Source organism: Kitasatospora sp. NPDC051853 (assembly GCF_044452665.1).
Lineage (GTDB): Bacteria > Actinomycetota > Actinomycetes > Streptomycetales > Streptomycetaceae > Kitasatospora.
On record NZ_JBITBY010000021.1, the window covers coordinates 1 to 23355 of the forward strand.

At 72.9% G+C, this 23355-nt stretch carries 16 protein-coding genes; 10 read left to right on the forward strand and 6 right to left on the reverse strand.

Translation table 11 applies throughout. The annotated features are described in order from the left end of the window. Positions 1-115: 115 nt before the first annotated feature. On the forward strand, positions 116-958 hold the full coding sequence (locus tag ACIA8O_RS38285; RefSeq protein WP_396298693.1) for a phosphatase PAP2 family protein: 843 nt from the start codon (positions 116-118) through the stop codon (positions 956-958). 35 nt (positions 959-993) lie between these two features. On the opposite strand, the gene ACIA8O_RS38290 is transcribed toward ACIA8O_RS38285, so the two are convergent. Genes ACIA8O_RS38290 through ACIA8O_RS38300 form a run of 3 tightly spaced genes read right to left on the reverse strand, consistent with a single transcriptional unit; the run spans position 994 to position 4475 of the window. Beyond that, complete coding sequence (locus ACIA8O_RS38290; RefSeq protein ID WP_396298694.1) at positions 994-1701, reverse strand: response regulator; 708 nt, start codon at positions 1699-1701, stop codon at positions 994-996. 25 nt (positions 1702-1726) lie between these two features. Further along, positions 1727-3373, reverse strand: coding sequence for a sensor histidine kinase (locus ACIA8O_RS38295; RefSeq protein WP_396298695.1), 1647 nt, complete (start codon positions 3371-3373; stop codon positions 1727-1729). Positions 3374-3419: 46 nt separating this feature from the next. After that, complete coding sequence (locus tag ACIA8O_RS38300) at positions 3420-4475, reverse strand: SDR family oxidoreductase (RefSeq protein WP_396298696.1); 1056 nt, start codon at positions 4473-4475, stop codon at positions 3420-3422. Positions 4476-4582: 107 nt separating this feature from the next. Between ACIA8O_RS38300 and ACIA8O_RS38305 the strand changes: the two genes are divergently transcribed. After that, positions 4583-5494: a LysR substrate-binding domain-containing protein gene (locus ACIA8O_RS38305; RefSeq protein WP_396298697.1), complete on the forward strand. Its 912-nt coding sequence runs from the start codon at positions 4583-4585 to the stop codon at positions 5492-5494. Between the two features lie 7 nt (positions 5495-5501). Here the strand turns inward: ACIA8O_RS38305 and ACIA8O_RS38310 are convergent, their stop codons facing one another. Next, a complete protein-coding gene (locus tag ACIA8O_RS38310; protein WP_396298698.1) occupies positions 5502-6062 on the reverse strand; it encodes a MarR family winged helix-turn-helix transcriptional regulator in 561 nt (186 codons plus the stop codon). Between the two features lie 127 nt (positions 6063-6189). Here ACIA8O_RS38310 and ACIA8O_RS38315 point away from each other — a divergent pair, with 127 nt between their 5' ends. Beyond that, a complete protein-coding gene (locus tag ACIA8O_RS38315) occupies positions 6190-7326 on the forward strand; it encodes a YncE family protein (protein ID WP_396298699.1) in 1137 nt (378 codons plus the stop codon). Between the two features lie 131 nt (positions 7327-7457). Here the strand turns inward: ACIA8O_RS38315 and ACIA8O_RS38320 are convergent, their stop codons facing one another. Next, positions 7458-8012, reverse strand: coding sequence for a GPR1/FUN34/YaaH family transporter (locus tag ACIA8O_RS38320; protein WP_396298700.1), 555 nt, complete (start codon positions 8010-8012; stop codon positions 7458-7460). Positions 8013-8307: 295 nt separating this feature from the next. Next, positions 8308-10839, reverse strand: coding sequence for a SpoIIE family protein phosphatase (locus tag ACIA8O_RS38325; protein WP_396298701.1), 2532 nt, complete (start codon positions 10837-10839; stop codon positions 8308-8310). Between the two features lie 500 nt (positions 10840-11339). On the opposite strand from ACIA8O_RS38325, the gene ACIA8O_RS38330 reads away from it, so the two are divergent. The 7 genes from ACIA8O_RS38330 to ACIA8O_RS38360 all read left to right on the forward strand — a co-directional run bounded on the left by ACIA8O_RS38330 (position 11340) and on the right by ACIA8O_RS38360 (position 23233). Next, complete coding sequence (locus tag ACIA8O_RS38330; RefSeq protein ID WP_396298752.1) at positions 11340-15842, forward strand: HAMP domain-containing protein; 4503 nt, start codon at positions 11340-11342, stop codon at positions 15840-15842. Between the two features lie 259 nt (positions 15843-16101). Further along, a complete protein-coding gene (locus ACIA8O_RS38335) occupies positions 16102-16722 on the forward strand; it encodes a two-component system response regulator (RefSeq protein WP_396298753.1) in 621 nt (206 codons plus the stop codon). A 191-nt stretch (positions 16723-16913) separates the two neighbouring features. Further along, positions 16914-19568, forward strand: a complete 2655-nt coding sequence (locus ACIA8O_RS38340; RefSeq protein WP_396298702.1) for a DNA translocase FtsK — start codon at positions 16914-16916, stop codon at positions 19566-19568. A 223-nt stretch (positions 19569-19791) separates the two neighbouring features. After that, complete coding sequence (locus tag ACIA8O_RS38345) at positions 19792-20628, forward strand: RodZ domain-containing protein (protein WP_396298754.1); 837 nt, start codon at positions 19792-19794, stop codon at positions 20626-20628. Positions 20629-20700: 72 nt separating this feature from the next. After that, the gene (gene rimO, locus ACIA8O_RS38350; protein ID WP_396298703.1) at positions 20701-22149 is read left to right on the forward strand and encodes a 30S ribosomal protein S12 methylthiotransferase RimO; all 1449 of its coding nucleotides are present in this window, start codon (positions 20701-20703) and stop codon (positions 22147-22149) included. Further along, positions 22146-22760, forward strand: coding sequence for a CDP-diacylglycerol--glycerol-3-phosphate 3-phosphatidyltransferase (gene pgsA / locus ACIA8O_RS38355; RefSeq protein ID WP_396298704.1), 615 nt, complete (start codon positions 22146-22148; stop codon positions 22758-22760). Before rimO ends, pgsA begins: the two co-directional genes overlap by 4 nt. Next, the gene (locus tag ACIA8O_RS38360) at positions 22757-23233 is read left to right on the forward strand and encodes a CinA family protein (RefSeq protein WP_396298705.1); all 477 of its coding nucleotides are present in this window, start codon (positions 22757-22759) and stop codon (positions 23231-23233) included. The genes pgsA and ACIA8O_RS38360 overlap by 4 nt, the downstream gene beginning before the upstream one ends. Positions 23234-23355: the final 122 nt, after the last annotated feature.

Genomic DNA, 23355 nt, shown 5'->3' on the forward strand with positions numbered 1-23355 from the left:
GCGCCGATGGTACTGCAGGGGGGACCCTGTGGGAGAGTAGGACGCCGCCGAACAATCATTCAAGAGAAGCCCCCTGACGATTCGTCAGGGGGCTTTTCTGCGTTAACCTTCGCCAATGCAGAACCTGACCCTTACCTGGCAGACCTCCGGCAGTGCCGGCGTCGCGCTGTTCGGTGCGGCGTACGCGGCCAAGCGGTGGTGGGGGAAGCCGGGGCTGGGGGTGGCCTGCCGGGAGGCGGGGACGCTGTTGGCGCTGTTCACGCTCTGGCAGTTGGTCGGGCACCTGTCGTTGCTGAGTACGGATCACGCCCTGGACCGGGCGGAGTGGATCCACCGGACCGAGCTGGACTGGGGGCTGCCGGACGAGGCGGCCTGGCAGCGGGCGGCCCGGGAGCATCCGTGGTTGATCTCGGCGTCGAACTACTACTACGCGACGATGCACTTCGGGGCGATGATCGCGCTGCTGCTCTGGGTGTTCGTCCGGCACCGGGCGCGGTACGCCTGGGTGCGGAACACGGTGGTGCTGACCACGGCGGCCTGTCTGCTGATCCAGTTCCTGCCGGTGGCGCCGCCGCGGATGCTGCCGGGGAACGGGTTCGTGGACGTGGCGGCGGAGTACGGGCAGTCGGTGTACGGGGGCGCGGTCGGCGGGGTGGTGGAGGCCCAGCTGTCGGCGATGCCCTCGGTGCACGTGGCGTGGTGCGTGATCGTGGCGGTGGCGGTGGTGGTGATCGCGCGCTCGCCCTGGCGGTGGCTGGCGGTGCTGCACCCGGTGGTCACGGTGTACGTGGTCGTGGTGACGGCCAATCACTTCTGGGCGGACGGGCTGGTGGCCGTCGGGCTGCTGATGATCGTGTACCTGGTGCTGAACGCGGCCGCGGGGTGGCGGGCGGCGAACGAGGGGCCGGCGGCCGTGCACCGGGAGCGGGAGAACGAGAAGGAGACGGCCGCCGGCTGAGCAGTAAGCAGTAAGCAGTGGGTGGGGGCAGGAACTCAGGAGCTCAGGCCGGCCTGGGCGGCGAGCAGGGCGGCCTGGACCCGGGTGTCCGAGCCGGTGCGGTCCAGTACTTCGTCGACCAGGGTGCGGACCCGGTCGGGGCCGATGCCGAGGCGCAGCGCGATCTCCAGGTTGGGCATGCCGTCGCCGAGCAGGGTGAGCACCTCGCGCTCGGTGGGGTCGAGCGAGGCGATCCGCCGTTCGGCCTCGGTGGTGGGATCGGTCGGTTCGATGGGGCCGCCGTCGAGCATCCGGCGGACGACCAGGCCGGTGACGCCGGGGGAGAGCACGGCGTCACCGGCGGCCGCGGCGCGGACGGCGCTGATGAGCTCCTGCGGGCCGTCGTCCTTGAGGAGGAAGCCGGTGGCGCCGGAGCGCAGGGCGCGGGTGACGTTCTCCTCCTCGCCGAAGGTGGTGAGCATGACGACGGCGGGCTTGGGGTCGAGCCGGACCAGCTGGTCGATCGCGGCGAGGCCGTCGAGGACGGGCATCCGGATGTCGAGCAGGACGACGTCCACCGGGGTGCGGGTGGCGTGGGCGACGGCTTCGGCGCCGTCGGAGGCCTCGGCCGTGATCTCGATGTCCTCGGCGTGCCTCAGGACCAGACGCAGGCCGGCCCGGATGCCGGGTTCGTCGTCGGCGAGCAGGACCCGGATCGGGGTGGTGTGCTCGCCCGGCTGGTCGGTCACCTGATGGTCGGTCATGTGCGGCTCCGGCTCTGGTGGTGGGTCAGGGCGCCAGGGGTGTCGTGAATGTGGTGATTTCGGTGAGAGTGCCGTCTTCGAAACAGTAACGGGTCACGTAGAGCCGGTCGCTGCTCGTCAGCCGACTGGTGTACGGAAAGAGGCACGAGGTGGTGCCCTCCGGGCGGGCGGGCTCGCGTCCGGCGGCGGCGGAGCGGACGGAAGGGCTGTCGGGGCCGACCACCGAGACCACCTGGCCCTCCGTCATGCCGGGGTGGACGGCGCTGGTCGGCGGCGGGCCGTCGTAGGGGCGGGTCTGCTGGACCAGGCCGAGGCCGAGCAGCAGGATCACGCCGAGCCCGGCCAGGCCGAGGGCGGCGGAGACGGCGCTGGCCAGCTGGCGGCGGAGCCGGGCGGCGGGGCCGCCGGCCAGGACGGGGACGTCGGCGCCGGGGGCGGTGGGCGCGGTGTCGGTCCGGCGGCCGGTGGAGGGCGGTTCGGTGGGCAGCACGGCGCGGACCTCGTAGCCGTCCGGGACGGGGCCGACGGTGAGGCGGCCGTCCAGTACGGCGACCCGTTCGCGCAGCTGGTCCAGGCCGCGGCCGCTGCCCAGGCCGGTGGTGACGGCGGGCGGGACGGGCGGGCGGCCGTTGTGCACCACCACCTCGACGCTGCCGGGGAGCTGTTCGACGGTCACCTCGACGGCGGAGCCGAGGGCGTAGCGGTGGATGTTGGTGAGCGACTCCCGGACCACCCGGTTGACGGCCCGTCGGACCTGGGGGCGGACCTCGGTGAGGTCCTCGCCCGCCCAGTGGAAGGCGACCGGGACCCCGGCCGCGCGGGACTCCTCGACCAGGGCCAGGATGTCGGCCCGGGTGCCGGTGGCGTCGGTCAGCGCGTCGGTGCCGGTGTCGCGGCCGACCGGGCCGAGCACGCCGAGCACCTGCCGCAGTTCGTCCATGGCGTCCCGGCTGGCCCGGCGGAGCTGCTCGGCCTCGTCGCGGAGTTCGGGGGCCTGCCGGTCGAGGGCCAGTTCCAGTCCGCCGGCGTGCAGGGAGATCAGGCTGAGCCGGTGGCCGACCAGGTCGTGCATCTCGGCGGCGATCCGGGAGCGTTCGTGCAGCCGGGACTCGTTCTCGGCGGAGCGCTTGGCCCGTTCGGCGGCGGCGGTGCGTTCGCGCAGGGCGCCGACCAGTTGGTCCTGCTGGCCGGCGGCGGTGCCGACCAGGCCGGGGATGAGCACCGCGACCACGGCCAGCACGCCGCCCTGGGCGATGGCGTACTGCCAGCGGCCGCCCTGCCAGTAGTCCAGCCGGACCTCGCTGGTGAACAGGGGGAGCAGGGCGGCGGCGACCAGCAGCAGGTCGCGGCGCAGGGCGCGGGCGGCGCGGCGGGAGGTGGTGTAGGCGACGATCGCGGTGAGCATCGCGGCGCTGGGCAGGATGCCGACCAGGGCGGCCAGTCCGAGCAGGGCGGCGTCGGGGTGGCGGTGCCGGGCGAGGGAGAGCAGCAGGGCGAGGGCGCCGAGGGCGACCAGGGTGCTGCGGTCGAAGAGCCCGCTGAGGCCGACGCTGTGCAGGGCGGCGTAGGTGACCAGCAGGACGCAGCCGCCGACCAGGGCCTCCAGGAGCCACCGTCCGGGCGGGCGGGGGGCGTCCGGACGGTCGGCGGGCAGCAGCGGTACGAAGCGCATCTCCCGATTGTGCCCGGGCCGGAATGTCCGGCTCCGGAAGCCGCTGCTAGGGGATCACGCGGCGGCGGCGGAAGTCGGCGAAGATCTCCAGGAACATCGCCTCGGTGTCCACGTACTCGTGGAAGCCGAGCCGGCGGGCCTTGGAACCGTCGGCGAACAGGTCGTAGTCCCAGGAGAGGACGAAGTCGCCGAAGGCCCAGGAGGAGACCTCCGCGTAGGAGTGGGCGAGTCCGTACTTCTCCACCATGGCGTCCCAGATCGGCTCCTTGTCGGCCATCACCTCGGCGAGCTTCAGCGGGACGCCGGGGGCGGTGTCGAGCTCGAAGAAGCGGGCGATGGCGGGCCAGAGGCCGCTCCAGCGGAACAGGTCGCCGTTGTTGACGTTGAAGGCCTGGTTGGCGCAGCGCGGTTCGGTGGCGGCCCAGACGGTGGCCTTGGCGAGCAGGCCCGCGTCGGTGACCTCCAGGAGGGAGTCGTAGGCGCCGGGCTTGCCGGGGAAGCGGAGCGGCAGGCCGAGCTCCTTGGAGATCGCGGCGTAGACGGCGATCACCATGGCGAGGTTCATCGGGTTGCCGAGGGCGAAGCCGGTGACCACGGAGGGGCGGATCGCCGTCCAGCTCCAGGGCTGCCCGGCCTGGCGCCGCTCCAGCAGGGTCTGCTGGGCGTGCATGAACTCGGGCGGCATGAAGTGCGGGTCGCTCTCCTTGGCGGGGGTGCGGAACGGGCCGAGGTGCGCGCCGTAGACCTTGTAGCCCTGCATCAGGCTGACGTGCCGCAGGCCGGTGGCGGCGGGGACGACGGTGTCGAGGACGTTGGTGAGCATGGTGAGGTTGGGGGCGACCAGCTCGGCCCAGTTCGGGCGGTCCTGGTAGGCGGCGTAGAAGACGTGGGTGACCTCGTGCAGGCCGCCGAGCTTCTCCTTGCTGTCGGTGGCGTCGAGCAGGTCGACGCTGATGTGCCGCAGGCGGCCCTCGGGCTCGCCGCCGCGGCGGGAGAGGCCGATGACGTCCCAGTCGCCGAGGGCGAGCAGGTGTTCGGTGAGGTTGCGGCCGATCACGCCGTTGGCGCCGACGACGAGGGCGGTCTTGCGGTCGGTGGTCATGGCTCGATCTCCTGGCGGGCGGTGTCGGCGGGTACGTGAACGATCCTCGCCGGTGGGCGGGACATGAGTCCAAGACCGGTTCCTTCTGCCTGACATAAGCTCAGCTCATGCTGACGCTGCGGCAGTTGGAGTACCTGGTCACCATCGTCGAGCAGGGCTCGTTCACCCGGGCCGCCGAGCTGCTGCACGTCAGCCAGCCCGCACTGTCACACCAGGTGCGGGTGATGGAGGGGCTGCTCGGCGGCCCGCTGCTGGAGCGGCTGCCCCGGCGGGTGCGGGCCACCCCGATGGGGCGGGCGGTGCTGCCGCACGCCCGGGCCGCGCTGGCCGAGGCGGGGCAGGCGGTGGCGGCGGCCCGGGACTGCGCGCGGTCCGGAGCGGGCGAGGTGGAGCTCGCCACGCTGTACGGGTACAGCCTGGGGGTGCTGCCCGCGGTGCTGCGGGTCTGGCACCGGGAGCGGCCCGGGGTGGCGGTGCGGCTGCGGGAGTACCGGCACGCCGAGGAACTGGCGGAGGCGGTGGCCGGGGGCGTGGCGGACCTGGCGCTGGGGCCGGTGCCGCCGGGGTGGGCCGGGCCGCTCTGGGAGCTGGGGCAGGAGGAGTTCCTGCTGGTGCTGCCCGCTGACGACCCGTCGGACGCGGGGCCGGGCGGGGAGCTGGAGCTGCGCTCGCTGGCCGGGCGGAGCTGGGTGCACTACGCGGCCGGGAACGGGCTGGCCGAGCTGCTGGACCAGGCCTGCGCGGAGGCGGGCTTCCGCCCGGTGGCCGCCGTCCGCACCGAGCAGACCGCGGCCGGCCCGCTGCTCGCCTCGGCCGGGATCGGACCTACCCTGGCCGCCGCCCACGCCCTCCCGCCCGGGCTGCCGGGCCGGCTCCACCGCCCGCTGCCGCCGGTGCGGCGGCCGCTCGCCGTGTACGCCCGGAGCGAGCCGGACCCGCTCACGGCGGAGCTGGTGACGGTGGTGCGGCGGGAGGCGGTGCTGCTCCCGGAGCACGTCCGGGAGCGGCTCGCGGGGTGACGGGCCGTCAGGGGCGGGTGGGGCGCAGGTACTGCTCGATCCGTTCCTGGTTCTCGACCAGGCGCAGGCTGAGGTGGCGCAGGGTGGCCAGCTCCTCGGGGGTGAAGCCCTGGAAGACGGCGGCCATGGCCCGCTGGGTGGGTGCGCGGAAGGCTTCCAGCCACTCCTGGCCGACGGGGGTGATCACGGCCCGGACGGAGCGCCGGTCCTGAGGATCCTGGGCACGGCGGGTGAGGTCTTCGCGCTCCAGGGTGTCCACCAGGCCGGTGACGTTGCGGGAGCTGACGCCGCAGGAACGGGCCAACTCGCCGATGGCCAGACCGTCGGGGCCGGCGGTGCCGAGGCGGAGCAGGACGTCGAGGGCACCGGCGCTGAGGCCGCGCCCGTCGGCGCCGTGCGAGCGGAGGCGGTCCATCGCCTGGGCGGCGGACCGGACGGCGGCGGCCGTCTCCAGGGCGCCGGTGTCGCCGTCGAGGGTGAGGGTGGCCATGGCGGCGCGGACGCCGGGGTCGTGGAGCAGGCCGTTGCCGTCGCGGGAAAGTCGCGGAGAGTTATGTACGTCATTCATAATGAAGCACCACTGTAATGGCGGACGGGGGCCGTGCCAAGGGCCTGTGTCAGCCGATCGGTGGACCCGGGGGTCGCTGCGGCAGCCGGAGGATGGAGGAGCAGGAGGGCGAGGAACGGAGGACGGCATGGGCCGGGGCAGGGTGCGCTGGGCAGGGCTCGGGCTGGTGGCAGCGGTGCTGGCCGGGTGCGGGCAGGTGGCGCCGCCCGCGCCGGAACCGCCCGCACCGGTGCCTTCGGTCACGGCGCCGTCCGCGCCGGTGCCTCCGGCCGCTCCGCAGGCGGCGGGGGCTCAGGAGACCTTGGTGGTGGCCGACTTCGGGGGTGACACGGTGACCTTCGTGGACCCGGCGGCCGGGGCGGTCGGGTCGGTCCGGGTCGGGACGGCGCCGTGGGGCGTGGCGCTCGGACCGGACGGACGGGCCTGGGTGGCGGCGGCCGAGGGCGTGGGCGTGGTGGACACGGCGTCCCGGCGGGTGACGGCGACGGTGCCGTACCGGACCGCGAGCGGGCCGGTGACCACGGGCGAGTACCGGGGCGGCGGTATGGGCATCGCGCTCTCGCCGGACGGCACCCGGGTCTACGTAGGGGTCAACGTGCCGGGGAAGCAAGGGGTGTTGGAGGTCATCGACACGGCGACCCGGCAGGTCACCGACGTGGTGCAAGTCGGGCGGAGGCCGTTCGACGTGGTGGTGGCCCGGGACGGGCACGAGGTGTACGCGGTCGGGCACGACTCCTTCGACGTCACGGCGGTGGACGCGGGCACCCTGCGGCCGCGCCGGATGGAGGTCGCCCCGTACGGGACCGAGGGAGGGCTGGGCTCCTGGCTGAAGCCGCACTACGCCGAAGTCGCCTCCGACGGACGGCTGTTGCTGCCCTTCGAGGGGGAGCGGCTGGCGGTGCTCGACCCGGCGGACGGGCGGGTGACGGTCCGTCCGATGACTGCCGACACGCATCAGCACGGCACCGCGCTGGCCCCGGACGGCACCCTGCTGGTGGTCGGCACCGGCCCGATCGGCGGCAGCGACCACGGCCCCTCGCTCACCGTCCGGGCGCCCGACGGCGGCGAGCGGGTGATCCCGTTGGACGGCCCGCACGAGGAGGTCGCGGTCTCCCGCGACGGCCGGACCGCCTACGTGACCGGCGGGTTCTCCCGCCCCGGCGGCTGGGACGGCGTCACGGTGGTGGACCTGACGAGCGGTCGGACCCACCGGGTGGCGGCCGGGAAGCTGCCGCTGGGCGTGGTGGTCCTGCCGTCCCGGTAGCACCAGGGCGGAGCGGGGCGCAAACGGAGCCGGACCACCCCGTGGTGGGGTGGCCCGGCTTCGATGGGGGGAGGGATGGGTCCTCCGGGTGGTGGGGCACCCGGAGGACCCGGACTACCCAGTGGGGTGGGTCACTTGGTGGGGAGGAGGGCCCGGCCCCAGCCGCTCTCGGCGAGGGCGGCGGTGGCGGAGTACCAGGCCGCGAGGCCCGCGACGGCCGCCAGCCAGGCGCCCGCCTTGCCGAGGCCGCTGCTGCCGTTCAGCACGCCGAGCGCGCTGAGTACCAGGGAGAGGAAGAACAGGCCCCAGAGGACCCGGCCGAGCAGGCCCGAACCCCAGGCGGCCAGCGCCAGGCTGAGCACGAGCAGGGCCCAGAGCAGCAGGAAGAGGCCGGTGGCGTTCTTGCTCGCGCCGCCGCCCGCTGACCAGACGGCCCAGAAGGCGCCGAGGGAGGTGAAGGCGGTGCCGGTGAAGCCGTCGCCGCCGCGCAGCTGCCAGAGGCCGGCGACGAACAGGGTGAGGCCGCCGACCAGGTGGGCCAGTCCGGCGGCGTCCTTGACGCCGGCGCCGGAGAGGATGCCGGTGCCGAGCAGGCCGTAGGCGAGGAGGGTCAGACCGAGAGCCAGGTAGCCGAGGTTACCGGCATCGGCGGAACGGGTGTTCGCCCCGGAGGCTTCGTTGCTCACCGGAGGCTCCTTTCACTCATGGCGTGCCGCTTCAGGGCGGCAGGGAGCTGTGCGTGGAGTGGGTGCGCGTGCCGGGGCCGGGGAGCGCACGGGACAGGGCTGTCCCACGGTGCGGGCGGCGGCGGCGAAGTGATGAACCGGCAGGTCGGAGCTGCCGGCGAGTCCCCTACCGGGGTCTTCCCCGGTGAGATCTGTGTACCCACCCGGTACCGGCTTGTACCCTTGTGAATCCCACAATTTGTCGGGTCGTCAGATGGAGGGCGGCGACCCTTGACCGTTTCCGGTCCGTCCGTGATCAGCCGGTGCGCTGTTCCGGGACGCGCAGGGTGAGGATGGCCATGTCGTCCGAGGGCGGCTCGGGGGCGAAGCGCTCCACCGCCCGCTGCACCCGGGCGGCCACCGCCCCGGCGGTCAGCCCGGTGCAGCCGGTGAGTACGGCGGCCAGGCCGTCGTCGCCCAGCATCCGCTGGCCCTCGCGGCGTTCGGTCACGCCGTCGGTGACGCAGAGCAGCACCTCGCCGGGCTCCAGCACCACCTGCTCGGCGGTCAGCTCCAGCTCCTCCAGCACGCCGAGCAGCGGCTGCGGGGTGGCGGCCGGGGTCACCTGGCCGTCGGTGCGCAGCCGCAGCGGCAGCGGGTGTCCGGCGCAGACCAGGGAGAGCTCGGTACAGCCGTCCTGACGCGGGGTCAGCTCGCCGTAGAGCAGGGTGAGGAAGCGCGAGCGGCTGCCCTCGTCGAGGATCGCGCTGTTCAGGCGGGAGAGCAGCTGCGGGCCGTCCAGCCCCTCGCGGGCCAGCAGGCGCAGGGCGTGCCGGGCCAGGCCGGTGACGGCGGCGGCCTCGGGGCCGGTGCCGCAGACGTCGCCGATCGCGAAGCCGTAGGTGCCCTCGCGGATCTGGAAGATGTCGTAGAAGTCGCCGCCGACCTCGTTGCCCTCGCCGGCGGCCTGGTAGAAGACCTCCACCTCCAGGCCGGGGATGGCCGGCAGGTCCGGCGGCAGCAGCGCGCGCTGGAAGGCCTGGCTGGTGGCGGTGCGCTCGGAGTAGAGCCGGGAGTTGTCCAGGGCCAGGGCGGCCCGGCGGGACAGGTCCTCGGCCAGCTCCAGCATCTCCTGGCGGAACCGCTGGCCGGTGGAGACCCCGAGCACCAGCAGGCCGATCACCCGGTTGCGGGCCACCAGCGGGAGCACCACGGTCTCGCCGAGCAGCCCGGCCAGCTCCGGACTGTCCGTCAGCCCGGCCTGCCGGGCGGCCTCGGCGGGGGCGGACCAGAAGGTCACCCCGGAGTCCCGGGCGGCGTCCGGCGGCGGGGTCTTGTCGAGCAGGTCGCGCAGCCGGTCGATCCGGTCCTCGTCCTGGTGCAGCACGAAGGCCAGGTCGGCCCCGGCGTCGGCGCTGGTGTAGACGGCGCACCAGGAGGCCAGCGTGGGCACCGCCATCTGCGCCATCAGGGCCAGGGTCTGGCCGAGTTCGAGCGTCCCGGCGAGCAGGTCGGAGGCCTCCACCAGGAAGGAGAGCGAGCCGCGGCGCAGCCGCTCCAGCTCGGTCAGCCGGGCGCTCTCCAGGGCCAGCGCGACCCGGTCGGCGGCGAACTGCAGGCGCAGCGCGTCCTCGTTGTCGTACCGGCCGGCGGTGGTGGCGGCCACGCCGAGCGAGCCGGTGAGCCGGCCGTCCACCTTGAGCGGGACGGTGATCAGCGAGCGCAGGCCCGAACCGGCCAGCAGCGGAACGGCGTTGGGGCGGACGGCGAGGTCCTCGTGGACGGCGGGCAGCCGGGCCGAGTCGTACCGGCCGGCCCCGGACTCCACCGGGATCGGGGCGTGCCGGCGCAGGCCGCCGGGCAGGCCGGTGGCGGCGCGCAGCTCGAACTCGGTCTCGTCGTCGGTGGTCAGCAGCAGGTACGCGGCGTCGGCGTCCAGCAGGTCCCGGGCCCGCTCGACGATCCGCTGGAGCAGCCCGCCCAGGTCGTCCGGGCCGAGGTGGCCGACCAGCAGGTCCAGCGGCTCGACCCCGGCGGGGGCGTCGGCGGCGGTGACGGGGGAGCGCAGCACCGCGCGGTCGGCCTCGCGAACCAGCAGGCACAGGGTGGAGGGCTCGCCGTGGGTATCGCGGACCCGGACCTGGACGGCGTAGACCTCGCCGCCGTCGCCGAACAGCGTGAAGCCGCCCTCCCAGCGGGCCAGCCGGAGCGTCTCGGCCAGGCCGAGGCCGGGCGCGGGCCAGTCGACCAGCTCGGCCCAGGCACGGCCGAGCAGCTGGTCGGCGGGCAGGCGCAGCAGCACCTCGGCGTCCGGGTTGCAGGAGCGGACGGTGCCCTGTTCGTCGATCCGCACCACGCCGACCAGCACCGGGCCGTCGGTGTCGGGGAGTTCGCCGCCGGGCAGGCTGGGCAGCGCGTACCGGGTGCCGACGTGGTGCTCGGGCAGGGCGAGGCGGAACCAGACGGTCTTGCGTCCGGCCGAGTACTCGACGCCCCAGCAGGTGGAGATGGCGGAGCACATCAGCAGGCCGCGGCCGCCCTCGCCGTCCGGGTCGCCGAAGTGGTCGGAGCCGTGCGCGGGGACGTTGGCGAAGGCGGGCAGCCCGCGTTCCGGGTGACGGTCCGTCACCTCGATCCGGACGCTCTCCTCCTCGCGCAGCACGGCCACCTCGGCGGCCGTCCCGGCGTGCACCACCGCGTTGGTGACCAGTTCGGAGACCAGCACCACGGCGTCGTCCACCACCTCGGGCAGTCCCCAGCCGAGCAGGGCGTCCCGGACGAAACCGCGCGCGGCACCGGCCGAGCGGCCCTCCGGCTCGAAGGTGGCGGCTGCGCGCGCGGTGACCACGTGCCACATCTCCCATCAGCTCCGACTGCCCTGCTGCCCCGTCTTCGGGCGGAGCCGGGGCCGGTGCAGCGTCCCACCCTACTTACCGGTGGGGCGTGCGTGGGGCCCGGGCGCGGAAAGAAGCACCTGAGGGTGATTTAGGCGACCGGTTTGCACCACCTCGGTGCAGACCCTGTGCAACGGGACGGACACTCGGCGGCGGTACTGCCAGACTGGGGGGTCCGCAGCACCCGACCCGCGGGTTACGGTCGAGGTGCGCCGGCGTCCGCCCCGAGTGCGGCGGGCCGGTGGCCGCCCCGGAGGGGGGTGGCGCGGAGACGGTCACGATGTGGGAGGACCTCGACTTGAGTTCGGCCACCAAGGACGTACCCGGCACCACCCCGGCGGTCGGCCGCAGCGGTGGCCGTCCGGCATCCCGCCCTGCTCCCGGGCGGCGACCGAACCACAACCGGGGGGCCGAGCCGGCCGACCTGCGCAAGCTGCTGGCCGCGCTCACCGCGATGCGCGACGGCAACTTCCGCCGCCGGCTGACCGTGCCGGGTGACGGTCCGTTGGCCGAGATCGCGGCGGTCTTCAACGAGGTGGCCGAGCGGAACCAGCACCTGACCGGCGAACTGGCCCGGGTCCGCCGGGCGGTGGGCCGGGAGGGCCGGCTCTCCGAGCGGCTGGAGAGCGGGGTCGGCGAGGGCGCCTGGATGGCGGCGGTCGACAACTGCAACGCGCTGATCGACGACCTGGCCCGGCCGATGGCCGAGGTCGGCCGGGTGCTCACCTCCATCTCGGAGGGCGACCTGGACCAGCGGATGGAGCTGCGCTCGATCCACACCAGCGGGGCCAGCCACCCGCTGCGCGGCGAGTTCCTCAAGGTCGGCCGGACGGTGAACGGACTGGTCGACCAGCTCGGCGAGTTCACCGCCGAGGTGACCAGGGTCGCGGTCGAGGTGGGCACCGAGGGCAAGCTCGGTGGCCAGGCCAGGGTCCGTGGCATGTCCGGGAGTTGGAAGGACCTGGCGGACTCGGTCAACACCATGGCCGGGCGGCTGACCGCCCAGGTCCGCAACATCGCCGAGGTGACCACCGCGGTCGCCAAGGGCGACCTCTCGCACAAGGTCACCGTCGACGTGGCCGGCGAGATGCTGGAGCTGAAGAACACCGTGAACACCATGGTGGACCAGCTCAACTCCTTCGCCGCGCAGGTCACCAGGGTGGCCCGCGACGTGGGCACCGAGGGCCGGCTCGGCGGGCAGGCCCAGGTGCCGGGCGTGGCCGGCGTCTGGCGCGACCTCACCGACTCGGTGAACTTCATGGCCAACAACCTGACCGACCAGGTGCGCAACATCGCCGAGGTGACCACCGCAGTCGCCAAGGGCGACCTGTCCCGCAAGATCGAGGTCGACGCGCGCGGCGAGATCCTGGAGCTGAAGAACACCATCAACACGATGGTCGACCAACTCTCCGGCTTCGCCGAGCAGGTGACCAGGGTGGCGCGCGCGGTGGGCACCGAGGGCATCCTCGGCGGTCAGGCCCAGGTCCCCGGCGTCGCCGGGGTCTGGAAGGACCTGACCGAGAACGTCAACTCGATGGCCAACAACCTCACCTCCCAGGTGCGCAACATCGCCCAGGTGACCACCGCGGTCGCCAAGGGCGACCTCTCGCAGAAGATCCAGGTGGACGCGCGCGGCGAGATCCTGGAGCTGAAGAACACCATCAACACGATGGTCGACCAGCTCGGCGCCTTCGCCGACGAGGTCACCCGGGTCGCCCGGGACGTCGGCACCGAGGGCATCCTCGGCGGCCAGGCCAGCGTGCCCGGGGTCTCCGGCACCTGGAAGGACCTCACCAACAGCGTCAACCTGATGGCCAACAACCTGACCAGCCAGGTCCGCAACATCGCCGAGGTGACCACGGCGGTGGCGCGCGGCGACGTCTCCAAGAAGATCACCGTCGACGCCCGCGGCGAGATCCGCGAGCTGGTGCTCACCGTCAACACCATGGTCGACCAGCTGTCCGCCTTCGCGGACGAGGTGACCCGGGTCGCCCGCGAGGTCGGCACCGAGGGCATCCTCGGTGGCCAGGCCCGGGTCTCCGGCGTCTCCGGCATCTGGCGGGACTTGACCGACAACGTGAACTTCATGGCGTCCAACCTGACCTCGCAGGTGCGCAACATCGCCGAGGTCGCCACCGCGGTGGCCCGCGGCGACCTCTCCAAGAAGATCACCATCGAGGCCCAGGGCGAGGTCGCGGCACTGGCCGGCACCCTGAACACGATGGTCGACCAGCTCTCCGCCTTCGCCGTCGAGGTGACCCGGGTGGCCCGCGAGGTGGGCACCGACGGCATCCTGGGCGGCCAGGCCGGCGTCCCCGGCGTCGCCGGGATCTGGAAGGACCTGACCGACAACGTCAACCTGATGGCCAACAACCTGACCGGTCAGGTCCGCAACATCGCCCTGGTCATCACCGCCACCGCCCGCGGTGACCTCTCGCAGAAGATCGACGTGGACGCCCGCGGCGAGATCCTGGAGCTCAAGACCAGCATCAACACCATGGTCGACCAGCTCTCCGGCTTCGCGGACGAGGTCACCCGGGTGGCCCGCGAGGTGGGCACCGACGGCCGCCTCGGCGGTCAGGCCCGGGTGCCGGGCGTGGACGGCACCTGGCAGGACCTGACCGAGTCGGTGAACGAACTCGCCAACAACCTGACCCGGCAGGTGCGCGCCATCGCCCAGGTCGCCACCGCGGTGACCCGCGGCGACCTCTCCCTGCGGATCGACGTGGACGCCTCCGGTGAGCTCGACGAGCTCAAGGACAACATCAACCAGATGATCGGCAACCTGCGCGAGACCACCCGGACCAACCAGGAGCAGGACTGGCTGAAGACCAACCTGGCCCGGATCTCCGGTCTGCTGCAGGGCCGCCGCGACCTCGAAGCCGTCGCCTCGCTCATCATGACCGAGCTGACGATGACCGTCTCGGCCCAGCACGGCGCCTTCTTCCTGGCCCAGCCGGCCGGGCGCAACGCCGAGCTGATCGCCGAGGACGACGACGAGAACGACACCGTGCTGCGCCTGATCGGCTCCTACGGCTACCAGCGCCGCTCGATGCCGACCACCTTCCGCCCCGGCGAGGGCCTGATCGGCCAGGCCGCGGTGGAGAAGCGCTCGATCATCCTCAAGGAGACCCCGCCCGGCTACCTCAAGATCGCCTCCGGCCTCGGCGAGGCCAGCCCGGCCCACGTGGTGGTGCTCCCGGTGATGTTCGAGGGCCGGCTGCTCGGCGTGATCGAGCTGGCCACCTTCTCCTCCTTCACCACGGTGGCCCTCGACTTCCTGGAGCAGATCGCCGATCTCATCGGGGTGACCGTCAACACCATCAGCGTCAACACCAAGACCGAGGGCCTGCTGCTGGAGTCCCAGCGCCTGACCGCCGAACTCTCCATGCGATCCGCCGAGTTGGAGGCCCGCCAGGAGGAGCTGGAGCGCACCAACGAGGAGCTCCAGGAGAAGGCCGAGCAGCTCGCCCAGCAGAACCGCGACATCGAGATCAAGAACAGCGAGATCGAGGAGGCCCGGCAGATCCTGGAGGAGCGCGCCGAGCAGCTCGCGCTGGCCTCGCGCTACAAGAGCGAGTTCCTCGCCAACATGTCGCACGAGCTGCGCACCCCGCTCAACTCGCTGCTGATCCTGGCCAAGCTGCTCTCCGACAACAACGAGGGCAACCTCTCGCCCAAGCAGGTCGAGTTCGCCGAAACGATCCACGGCGCGGGCTCCGACCTGCTCCAGCTGATCAACGACATCCTCGACCTCTCCAAGGTCGAGGCCGGCAAGATGGACGTCCGCCCGGCCAAGATCGCCCTGGTCCAGCTGGTCGACTACGTCGAGGCCGCGTTCCGTCCGCTCACCCTGGACAAGAACCTGGACTTCGCCGTGGTGGTCTCGCCCGACCTCCCGGTCACCCTGCACACCGACGAACAGCGCCTCCAGCAGGTGCTGCGCAACCTGCTCTCCAACGCGGTCAAGTTCACCGACAGCGGCGCCGTCGAGCTGCGCATCCGCAAGGCCGAGGAGCGCGACGTGCCGCAGCACGTCCGCGAGCAGCTGCTGGAGAACGGCGTGATCGGCGACCCGGACGAGCCGCTGATCGCCTTCTCGGTCTCCGACACCGGCATCGGCATCCCGCGCAACAAGCTCCGGGAGATCTTCGAGGCCTTCAAGCAGGCCGACGGCGGCACCAGCCGCAAGTACGGCGGCACCGGCCTCGGACTCTCCATCAGCCGCGAGATCGCCCGCCTGCTCGGCGGCGAGATCCACGCCGAGAGCGAGCTCGGCACCGGCTCCACCTTCACCCTCTACCTGCCGCTGCGCAGCGAGGCCCCCGAACTCCCCGGCCAGGAGCGCCCGGCGCTGCCCGGCCCGATCCGCGCCACCATCGCCGTCACCCCGGTCGGCACGCCCGTCCCGGTCAACGAGAACCCGGCCGAGCACTGGGCCCAGGAGGTCCGCGAACTGGCCGAGGTGCGCCGCCGCGGTGCCGCCGAACGCCGCCGGGCCGCCGCCGAGGAGACCCCGACGGTCCGTCAGGAGCCCGCCGTCACCGTGCCCGCGCAGTTCGACGGACGCTTCGCCGGGGAGCAGGTGCTGATCGTCGACGACGACATCCGCAACGTCTTCGCGCTCACCAGCGTGCTGGAGCAGTACGGCCTGACCGTGCTGTACGCCGAGAACGGCCGCGAGGGCATCGAGGTGCTGGAGCAGCACGAGGACGTGGCCCTGGTGCTGATGGACATCATGATGCCGGAGATGGACGGCTACGCGACCACCGAGGCGATCCGGCGGATGCCCCAGTTCGCCGGGCTGCCGATCATCGCGCTCACCGCCAAGGCCATGAAGGGCGACAAGGAGAAGAGCCTCGCGGCCGGCGCCACCGACCACGTCACCAAGCCGGTGGAGACCGACCACCTGTTGGCGGTGATGCGCCACTGGCTTCCTTCCGCCACGGGCAAGTAACCGCCGGGGGCGCGCTCTCCCGGCGCACTGGCGGGTCCGGCCGGGAACGGGGTAAGGTCGCGCATCGTTGCGAACAGTGACCGAATGGTGACGTGGTGCTCGGAATCCGCCCCGCGCCGCTGTGGGATTCGGCACTGCCACGGTGCCGGATCGCCCGGAGCGGCCTGGCGGGCGAGGGGGTGCGGCTAGCATGACCGGTGCGGTGATGGGCGGTACCAAGACGGCCGCGATCGGCAGACAAGCGGCAGGAGGGCGGGTCGTGGTGCAGAAGGCGAAGATCCTCCTGGTCGACGACCGGCCGGAGAACCTGCTGGCCCTGGAGGCCATCCTCTCCGCGCTCGACCAGACCCTGGTCCGCGCCTCGTCGGGCGAGGAGGCGCTCAAGGCGCTGCTCACCGACGACTTCGCGGTCATCCTGCTGGACGTCCAGATGCCCGGCATGGACGGCTTCGAGACCGCCTCCCACATCAAGCGGCGGGAGCGCACCCGGGACATCCCGATCATCTTCCTCACCGCGATCAACCACGGGCCGCACCACACCTTCCGCGGCTACGCGGCCGGGGCCGTCGACTACATCTCCAAGCCCTTCGACCCGTGGGTGCTGCGGGCCAAGGTCTCGGTCTTCGTCGACCTGTACGTGAAGAACTGCCAGCTCAAGGAGCAGGCCGCACTGCTGCGCCTGCAGGTCGAGCAGGGCGAGGCCACCGTCCTCGGCGAGCTCTCCGCCCGCCTGGCCGCCGTCGAGGAGCAGGCCGAGGCCCTCGGCAAGCAGCTCGGCGACTCCTCCGACACCACGGCCGCCGCCACCGCCGCCCACCTCGAACGCAAGCTCGCCGGCCTGCGCAAGGCCCTCGACGCCCTGCGCCCCGGATCTTCGTAATCCCGGGGGCGCGGGGAACTGCGCGCGGGGGAACGGCAGCACCGGCAACTGGCTGACGGCGGTTCAGTTGCCGTTCGTCGCCTCCCGCCCCGCGCAGTTCCTCGCGCCCCCGGTGTAACCATTTCTGACGGTGCGACACGGTGGCTCGAGCACGTGTCCGGTGCCTCCGTGCGCCGGTAGGCTGCTGTCCCATGGCCACACGTACGCCCGGCGCGGCAGCGCGCAACCCGAAGTCCGGGCCGGCCAAGAAGGCCCCGGCGAAGAAGGCCGCGGCTCCCGCGAAGAAGGCCGCGGCCCCGGCGAAGAAGGCACCCGCCAAGAAGGCGGCCGCCGCCCGCCCCGCGCCCCCGCAGGCCCCCGCACGCCGCCCGATACTCTTCCGCGCCGTCCGCGCCGTCTGGCTGGGCCTCGCGCACGCCGTCGGCGCCGTCTTCCGCGGCGTCGGCGACGGCGCGAAGAACCTGGACCCGGCGCACCGCAAGGACGGCGTGGCGCTGCTGCTGCTCGCCCTCGCGCTGGTGACCGCCGCCGGGACGTGGTTCAGCCCGCAGGGGTGGCTGGGGGAGGCGGCCACCGCCGTGGTCTCCGGGCTGTTCGGCCGCCTCGACGTCCTCGTCCCGTTCCTGCTGCTGGCCGTCTCGGTCCGGCTGATGCGCCACCCCGGCCGGCCGGAGGAGGAGGCCAACGGCCGGATCGCGGTGGGCCTGAGCGCCCTGTCGCTCGGCGTCCTGGGGCTGGTGCACATCGGCTGCGGGGCGCCCGCGATGGGCAGCGGGGCGTCGAAGATCAGGACGGCCGGGGGCATCCTCGGCTGGGCCTCCTCGACGCCGCTGATGGCGGCGGCCGGGCCGCTGCTGGCGGTGCCGCTGCTGCTCCTGCTGAGCTTCTTCGGGCTGCTGGTGGTGACCGCGACGCCGGTCAACCGGATCCCGGAGCGGCTGCGCCTGCTGGGCGAGAAGCTCGGCGTGGTGGAGCCGGCCGAGCTGCCGGAGGACGAGGAGGCCCTGGACCGGGAGTACTCGACTGCCCCGCCGGAGGACGCCGACCCGGACGCGATGCCGTTCACGGTGGAGGACGCCGAGGACGGGGCGGGCGCCCGCCGGCGCCGCCGCCGCAAGCGGCTGGACGAGCCGGAGCACGGCCAGGAGCAGCTCCAGGACCCGTTCCAGACCCGGGACATCGCCGCCGGGGTGGCCGCCGACCTGGACGGCGCCCTGACCTACGGCGTGCCCGCCTCCCCGGCGGTGGCCAGCATGCTGCACCAGGTCAAGGACCACACCGCGCCGCCCGAGGAGCCCGCCGTCCCCGCGGCCCGCGCCGCGGACGCCCCTGACGGTCATTCACCCTCCCCGGCCCGGATGGAGCAGCTCCAGCTCTCCGGGGACATCAGCTACGCCCTGCCCTCCCTGGAACTGCTGGAGCGCGGCGGCCCGGCCAAGGCCCGCAGCGCGCTCAACGACGAGGTGGTGGCCCAGCTCAGCGGCGTGTTCGCCGAGTTCAAGGTGGACGCCCGGGTGACCGGCTTCACCCGCGGCCCGACGGTCACCCGGTACGAGGTGGAGCTCGGCCCGGCGGTGAAGGTCGAGCGGATCACCGCGCTGGCGAAGAACATCGCCTACGCGGTGGCCACCCCGGACGTGCGGATCATCTCGCCGATCCCCGGCAAGTCCGCGGTCGGCGTGGAGATCCCCAACCGGGACCGGGAGATGGTGACCCTCGGGGACCTGCTGCGCTCGCGCACGGCCGCCGAGGACACCCACCCGATGGTGGTCGGCATGGGCAAGGACGTCGAGGGCCACACCGTGATGGCCAACCTCGCGAAGATGCCGCACGTCCTGGTGGCCGGCGCCACCGGCGCGGGCAAGTCCTCCTGCATCAACTGCCTGATCACCTCGGTGCTGGTCCGGGCCACCCCGGACGAGGTGCGGATGGTGCTGGTCGACCCCAAGCGGGTCGAGCTGACCGCGTACGAGGGCATCCCGCACCTGATCACCCCGATCATCACCAACCCGAAGAAGGCGGCCGAGGCGCTGCAGTGGGTCGTGCGCGAGATGGACATGCGCTACGACGACCTGGCGGCCTTCGGCTTCCGGCACGTGGACGACTTCAACGCGGCGGTGCGCAGCGGGGCCCTCAAGCCCCCGCTGGGCAGCGAGCGGGAGCTGACGCCCTATCCGTACCTGCTGGTGATCGTCGACGAGCTGGCCGACCTGATGATGGTCGCCCCGCGCGACGTCGAGGACTCGGTGGTCCGGATCACCCAGCTGGCCCGCGCGGCCGGCATCCACCTGGTGCTGGCCACCCAGCGGCCCTCGGTGGACGTGGTGACCGGTCTGATCAAGGCCAACGTGCCGTCCCGGCTGGCCTTCGCCACCTCGGCGATGGCCGACTCCCGGGTCATCCTGGACCAGCCCGGCGCGGAGAAGCTGATCGGCAAGGGCGACGCGCTCTTCCTGCCGATGGGCGCCTCCAAGCCGGTCCGGATGCAGGGCGCCTTCGTCACCGAGGCGGAGATCGCCAAGGTGGTGCAGCACTGCAAGGACCAGTTGACGGCCCGTTACCGCGAGGACGTGGTGGTCGGCGGCGGCCCCAAGAAGGAGATCGACGAGGAGATCGGCGACGACCTGGACCTGCTGATCCAGGCGGCCGAGCTGGTGGTCTCCACCCAGTTCGGCTCCACCTCGATGCTCCAGCGCAAGCTCCGGGTCGGCTTCGCCAAGGCGGGCCGCCTGATGGACCTGATGGAGTCCCGCGGGATCGTCGGCCCCAGCGAGGGCTCCAAGGCCCGCGACGTCCTGATCAAACCGGACGAGCTCGACGCGGTCCTCATCACCCTGAGGGGCTGACGTCACGAGGGGTTCACCGAGTCCTCACCCGATCGGAGGAGGGGAACCGTGCGCCGTCCGGGTACGTCCCACCGTGCAGCCGTCCGGGCCGGGCTGACCCGCCGTCAGCCCGGTGCCCGGGCACCGCACGTTCGGGCCCACTCCGCTTGAGAAAGCCTCCGGGCCCGCCCCTAGACTGTTCTCTCAGCAGGTGGCCAACGCTCGAAAGGCGCGCTCAGTGACCATCGGCAAGTCCTCGCACCGGTCCTCCGACCCCGCAGCCGTGCCGGAGCCCGCCGTCCCCGCCGCCCCGCCGGTGGCGATCGGCCGGGTGCTCTCGGACGCCCGACGGCAGGCGGGGCTGACGGTCGATCAGGTCAGCGCCGACACCCGGGTCCGGGTGCCGATCCTGCACGCCATCGAGGACGAGGACTTCTCGCGCTGCGGCGGCGACGTCTACGCCCGCGGTCACATCCGGGCGATCGCCAAGGCGGTCGGGGTGGACGGCGAGCCCCTGGTGGCCGCGTACGACGCCGCGCACGGCGGGGCCCCGTCGGCGCAGCGCCCGGCCCCGCTGCCGGACGCCGGCCCGATCAGGATGACCGACCACCGGCGGCCGAACTGGACCGCCGCCATGGTGGCCGCGATCTTCGTGGTGGTCGGGCTGATCGGCTTCAACCTGTTCTCCGGCGACCGCACCCCGGCCACCGTGGGCGAGGCCAGCGCCCCGCTCTCGGCCACCGCCCCGGCCTCGCCCACCGCCAGCGTGCAGCCCCCGGCGCCGGCCCCCAGCGTGGAGGCGATCGCCGCCGCCCCGGCCGACCGGGTGACGGTCAAGCTGGTCGCCGAGGCCGGGACGAGCTGGGTGTCGGCACTGGACGGCAAGGGCAAGTCGCTGTTCCAGAACAACCTGGAGCAGGGCGGCTCGCAGACCTTCACCGACCCCAAGCAGATCAAGCTGGTGATCGGCAACGCCGGGGCCGTGCACCTGTACGTCAACGGCAAGGACCTCGGCCCCGCCGGTGCGGAGGGCCAGGTCAAGCACCTGACCTACACCCCGGGTGACCCCCAGGCGGGCTGATCCGGCCGCCGGTTCGCACGACGCGGCCTCCGGGGCGAACGGCACCGGGGGCCGCGCGTTAACCTTGTCCCTATGCCTGAACGCCGTACTGTCGCCCTTGTCACGCTCGGATGCGCCCGCAACGAGGTGGACTCCGAGGAACTCGCCGGGCGACTGGAGGCCGACGGCTGGCAGCTGGTCGACGACGCTTCCGACGCCGATGTCGCCGTGGTCAACACCTGCGGCTTCGTGGAGGCCGCCAAGAAGGACTCCGTCGACGCCCTGCTGGAGGCCAACGACCTCAAGGGTCACGGCCGGACCCAGGCCGTGGTCGCGGTCGGCTGCATGGCCGAGCGCTACGGCAAGGAGCTGGCCGACGCCCTCCCCGAGGCCGACGGCGTGCTCGGCTTCGACGACTACACCGACATCTCCAGCCGCCTCCAGACCATCCTGGCCGGCGGCCACGTCGAGGCCCACAAGCCGCGCGACCGCCGCACCCTGCTCCCGCTCACCCCGGTCGAGCGCCAGGCGGCCGCCGCCGAGGTGGCCCTGCCCGGCCACGGCGCCCCCGAGGACCTCCCCGAGGGCGTGGCCCCCGCCTCCGGTCCGCGCACCCTGCGCAAGCGCCTGGACTCCAACCCGGTCGCCTCGGTCAAGCTGGCCTCCGGCTGCGACCGCCGCTGTTCCTTCTGCGCCATCCCGGCCTTCCGCGGCTCCTTCATCTCCCGCCGTCCCTCGGACGTGCTGAACGAGGCGGTCTGGCTGGCCGGCCAGGGCGTCACCGAGGCGGTCCTGGTCAGCGAGAACAACACCTCCTACGGCAAGGACCTGGGCGACATCCGCCTGCTGGAGACCCTGCTCAGCGAGGTCGCGGCCGTCGAGGGCCTGCGCCGGGTCCGGGTCTCCTACCTGCAGCCCGCCGAGATGCGCCCCGGCCTGATCGACGTGATGACCTCCACCCCGGGCGTGGTGCCGTACTTCGACCTCTCCTTCCAGCACTCCGCCCCGGCGGTGCTGCGCAAGATGCGCCGCTTCGGCAACACCGAGCAGTTCCTCCAGCTGCTCTCCACCATCCGGTCCAAGGCCCCGGAGGCCGGCGCCCGGTCCAACTTCATCGTCGGCTTCCCCGGCGAGACCGAGGAGGACTTCGCCGAGCTGGAGCGCTTCGTCACCGAGGCCGGCCTGGACGCGATCGGCGTCTTCGGCTACTCGGACGAGGACGGCACCGAGGCGGCCACCTTCGACGGCAAGCTGCCCGAGGACCTGGTCGCCGAGCGGGTGGCCCGGCTCACCAAGCTGGCCGAGGAGATGACCGCCCAGCGGGCCGAGCAGCGGATCGGCACCGAGGTCGAGGTGCTGGTCGAGTCGGTCGAGGACGGCGTGGTGGAGGGCCGATCGGCCCACCAGGCGCCGGAGACGGACGGCCTGACCACCCTGCTCGGCGCCGACGACGCCAAGGTGGGCGAGTACTACCGCGCCACCGTGGTCGGCACCGAGGGCGTGGACCTGGTCGCCGAGGTGCTCCCCGGAGCCGACGCATGAGCAGAGGGGCGGGCGCCGCCCCGGCCAAGCCGGCCGGCTCCGCCCCGCCCGTGCCCTCGCTGTGGAACATCGCGAACGTGCTGACCATGCTCCGGCTGGCGATCGTGCCGGTCTTCGTGCTGCTGCTGTTCGCGGACGGCGGGCACGACCCGAAGTGGCGGGCGGTGGCCTGGGCGGCCTTCGCGATCGCGATGATCACCGATGTGTTCGACGGCGAGCTGGCCCGCCGCAAGGGCCTGGTCACCGACTTCGGCAAGATCGCCGACCCGATCGCCGACAAGGCCATCATGGGCTCCGCCCTGATCGGCCTCTCGGTCCTCGGCGACCTGCCCTGGTGGGTCACCGCGCTGATCCTGGCCCGCGAGCTCGGCATCACCCTGATGCGCTTCTGGGTGATCCGCTACGGCGTCATCCCGGCCAGCCGGGGCGGCAAGCTGAAGACGCTGACCCAGGGCATCGCGGTCGGCATGTACGTCCTGGAACTGACCGGCTGGCTGGCCACCGGCCGCGCCGTGGTGATGACCGCGGCGGTGCTGCTGACCCTGGGCACCGGGCTCGACTACGTCCGGCAGGCGGTCGTGCTGCGCCGGCAGGGGAGGACCACGACATGACGGACCGCCGGCCGGCCGCCGAGGTGCACCGGGCCCTGCGGGAGCGGGGCGCCACCGTGGCGGTGGCCGAGTCGCTGACCGGCGGCCTGCTCTCCGCCGCCCTGGTGGACGTGCCCGGCGCCTCCGCCACCTACCGCGGCGGGGTCACCGCGTACGCGACCGAGCTGAAGGCCTCGGTGCTGGGCGTGGACGAGGGCCTGCTCGAGGTGCACGGCGCCGTCCACCCGGTGGTGGCCCGTCAGATGGCCGACGGGGTGCGGCGGCTGCTGGGGGCGACGTACGGACTCTCCACCACGGGGGTGGCGGGCCCGGAGGAGCAGGACGGGAATCCGGTCGGAACGGTGCACATCGGGCTTTCCGGACCCGACGGAGCACGGACGGCTTCGCTTGGGTTGTCAGGGACACGTGAAACAATTCGACGTGACACCGTCGCCGCCGCCCTCGACCTCCTGCTGGACCGCCTAGCGCGTTGAGCGCCCCGGCGGACCGGCTTCCCGGAAAAGCACCTGAACAGGCTCCGTTGACAGCAGGATCGTGTTACATCAGATACCCCGAGTGGGCAGTAGTCAGGTAGTCGGGCGGGGAACAACAGGGG